Origin of the sequence: Salipiger sp. HF18, assembly GCF_011806505.1 — a bacterium.
Taxonomy (GTDB): domain Bacteria; phylum Pseudomonadota; class Alphaproteobacteria; order Rhodobacterales; family Rhodobacteraceae; genus Salipiger; species Salipiger thiooxidans.
This window is the reverse complement of sequence record NZ_JAATOS010000492.1, coordinates 1-2,909: the sequence shown is the minus strand read 5'-3', so window position 1 is coordinate 2,909 and position 2,909 is coordinate 1. Positions and strand designations below refer to the sequence as shown.

Below are 2,909 nucleotides of genomic sequence, written 5' to 3'. Positions count from 1 at the left end.
AGGAGGTGGCCGAGCCGCTCTGCCCCGAGGATGGGGTGGTGCTGCGTGTCCTTGCCTGTGGCGTCTGCCGCTCGGACTGGCACGGCTGGACCGGCGAGCATCCGCGGGTGAAGCCCGGGCAGATCCCCGGCCACGAATACTGCGGCGAGGTGATCGAAGCGGGGCCGCGGTCGCAATGGCAGCGCGGCGACGTGGTGGTCGCGCCCTTCATCCTCTCCTGCGGCACGTGCCCGAGCTGCCGCGCCGGCCAGCAGACGGTATGCTCGGACCAGCGCCTGCCCGGCTTCATCGAGCCCGGAGCCTTCGCCGAATACGTGGCGGTGCCGCGGGACTTCAACCTCGCACGGCTCCCCGAGGGCATGTCGCCGACGCTGGCGGCGGGGCTCGGCTGCCGGGTCACCACCGCGGGGCACGCGCTCACCGGGCGCGCGGCTTTGCAGGGCGGCGAGTGGCTCGCGGTGCATGGCACCGGCGGCGTCGGGCTCTCGGCGGCGCTGCTCGGCCGCGCGCTCGGGGCGCATGTGGTGGTGGTCGACGTGGTGCAGGAAAAGCTCGACCATGCGCTGGGACTCGGCATGGACGCCGCGGTCAACGCCAGCGAGGGCGACGCAGCGGCGCAGATCCGCGAGATCACCGGCGGCGGCGCGCATGTCAGCATCGAGGCGCTTGGCATCCCGGTCACCGTCAACGCCTCGCTGCGCTGCCTGCGCCCGCTGGGACGGCACGTGCAGGTGGGGATGCCGGTGGGTCACACCGCCCACATGGACGTGGACATGTCCGCCGTCTACATGGGCAACCTCGCGCTTTACGGCACGCGGGGCATGCCGGCGCATCGCTACCCGTCGCTGCTGGGGCTGATCACCCGCAACAAGGTCGACCTCTCGCCGTTGATCGCGCGCGAAATCGGCCTGAGCGGGGCCAGCGCCGAGCTTGCGGCCTTCAACGGACCCACGCCGCCGGGCGTGGCGGTGATCACCGATTTCCAGTCGTGACCGGGCCCCCGGCGTGAAATACGCCCGCACAGCAAAACCGAGCCCAGGCCCCCCGGTCGAAAACGGCCCGCCACAGCGACAAAACACTCGGTGCAATCCGACCGAAAGCCGCGCAAGGCGGCATCCACCGATGCCGCCGGCAGGGGCAGGCAGGGGCCGATTGCGCTGCGTCGCAAAAGCCGTTATGCGGTGCGCAATCAGCCCTGAGCCTGCCGAGGGAGTTCCCCATGAAAGCCGCCGTCATCGTCTTCCCCGGGTCGAACTGCGACCGTGATCTCGCCGAAGGATTCCGCAAGGCGGGTCTCGACGTCCAGATGGTCTGGCACAAGGACACCGCGCTGCCCTCCGACATCGACATCGTCGGCATCCCCGGCGGCTTCTCCTTTGGCGACTACCTGCGCTGCGGCGCCATCGCCGCCAACTCGCCGATCTGCCGCGAGGTGAAGGCCCACGTCGAGCGCGGCGGTTACGCGCTGGGGATCTGCAACGGCTTCCAGGTGCTGACCGAAACCAAGATCCTGCCCGGCGCGCTGCTGCGCAACGGCGGTCTGAAGTACATCTGCCGCACCATCGGCCTGTCGGTCGCCGAGAGCCAGTCGATCTTCACCCGCGGCTACGAGGCCGGCGAGACGATCCGCATCCCGATCGCGCATCACGACGGCAACTTCACCGCCGATGCCGACACGCTCGACATGCTCGAGGCCGAGGGCCGCGTCGCGTTCCGCTATACCGACAACCCCAACGGCTCGGATCGCGACATCGCGGGCATCCTGTCGTCGAACCGCCGTGTGCTTGGCATGATGCCGCACCCCGAGCGCGCCTGCGATCCCGCGCAGGGCAACGAGGACGGTGCGCGCCTTTTCGCCCATCTGACCGACGCGCTGGCGGAGGCTTGACTTGAGCGCCTGAGCGCGCAGGCGTAGTCTGCGCCGCATGTCGGAACCGACCTCGGAAAGATTGCCGCGCGTGAGGCGCAGCGGCCCGCTCGGCTGGCGCGTACGGCTGGCGCTGGGTATCCTTGTGCTGCTTGCCGTGGCGACGGTCTGGACCACCAACCGTCTGCTCACCGACCGCTTCACCGAATCCACCCGCAACCGGGCCGAGCTGCGGCTGGCGCTCTATTCGGGCAACATCCTGTCAGAGCTCAGGCGCAACGCCATCGTGCCGCAGCTGCTGGCCCGCGACCCGGCGCTGATCGGGGCGCTGAATTCGGGCGATTTCAGCCAGTCGTCGCAGCGGCTCATTTCCTACGTGGACGAGATCGGCGCGGCCTCGCTGATGCTGCTCGACCGCGACGGTCGCACTGTCGCCGCGACCGACCGCAACCGCCTTGGCGAACAGCACCGAGGTGCGCCCTATTTCGTGAATGCGCTGCGCTCGAACACCACGGTCTTCACCACGCAGGCGCGCGAGGCGGGGGGGTATTCCTTCACCTACTCGCGGCGGGTCGAGAGCCAGAACACGGTGATCGGCGTCATCGTGGTCGAGGTCGACCTCGCCAAGTTCGAACGCGCCTGGGTCGGGATCACCGACGCGGTGGCGGTGCTCGATTCCGAGGGCACCATCGTACTTGCGACCGAGCCGCGCTGGCGTGGTCGGACCATGGACGAGGCGCTCGAGCGACAGTCGCCGGAAAGCGCCATCGAGCGCGCCATCAAGGCCACCGCCGACTGGACAGCGCTGCCCCCCGACGCCTACGTGCGCGGCGAGGCGGTGATGCAGGTCGACGGGCGCATCCCGTTCCGAGGCTGGACCATGGCGACCTTCACCACCTACGCCTCGGTGCGCGAGAAGGTGAACGCGGTGCTGGCGCTCGAGATCATGGGCTTCGCGCTGCTCGCGGCGCTGGCCTTCTACGCGCTCAGCCGCAAGACGGCGCTGCGCATGGCCCTGTTCCAGCGGGAATCCGCCGAGCTG

At 69.6% G+C, this 2,909-nt stretch carries 3 protein-coding genes; all 3 read left to right on the top strand.

Annotated features, from left to right (window positions below):
- Positions 1-5 precede the first annotated feature (5 nt).
- Complete coding sequence (locus tag HC022_RS23015; protein WP_167453955.1) at positions 6-992, top strand: alcohol dehydrogenase catalytic domain-containing protein; 987 nt, start codon at positions 6-8, stop codon at positions 990-992.
- A gap of 227 nt (positions 993-1,219) precedes the next feature.
- Positions 1,220-1,888, top strand: a complete 669-nt coding sequence (gene purQ, locus HC022_RS23010; RefSeq protein WP_167453954.1) for a phosphoribosylformylglycinamidine synthase subunit PurQ — start codon at positions 1,220-1,222, stop codon at positions 1,886-1,888.
- Positions 1,889-1,925: 37 nt separating this feature from the next.
- The coding region (locus tag HC022_RS23005; RefSeq protein ID WP_254885248.1) for a cache domain-containing protein at positions 1,926-2,909 on the top strand (984 nt) is incomplete at its 3' end.

What these genes read in the sequence shown, in the direction of transcription:
- purQ (WP_167453954.1), top strand. Translation starts at nt 1,220, where the DNA reads ATGAAAGCCGCCGTCATCGTCTTCCCCGGGTCGAACTGCGACCGTGAT.